This is a genomic window from Rathayibacter sp. SD072 (genome assembly GCF_017355185.1).
Taxonomy (GTDB): Bacteria; Actinomycetota; Actinomycetes; order Actinomycetales; family Microbacteriaceae; genus Rathayibacter.
In genome coordinates, this window is record NZ_JADILJ010000115.1 from 1 (window position 1) to 298 (window position 298).

A 298-nucleotide genomic window follows, 5' to 3' on the forward strand; every position below is an offset into this window, starting at 1 on the left:
GCCGGCTCCTCGGGCAGGGGTGCTGCGGGCGTCGGCTCCTCCGCCTGCAGCCGCACGAGCACCACGCCGGTCAGGATCAGCGCACCGCCCGCGAACTGGATCGGCGCGGGCAGCTCGCCCAGCAGCGCCCACGCCGCGAGGATCGAGAAGAGCACCTCGGTGAGGCCGACGAACGAGGCGATGCGCGTGCCCAGCCGCGAGCCGCCCTGGATGCCGAGGAGGTAGGCGAGCACCGTCGACATGCCCAGGATCACGGCGGCCGGGACCGCCCAGGTGATCTCGTTCCCGAGGAACACGA

At 73.2% G+C, this 298-nt stretch carries 1 protein-coding gene; it reads right to left on the minus strand.

Going from position 1 to position 298, the window contains the following annotated elements:
* A partial coding sequence (locus IOC53_RS18680) for an EamA family transporter (RefSeq protein WP_207408127.1) occupies positions 1-298 on the minus strand: 298 nt, incomplete at both ends.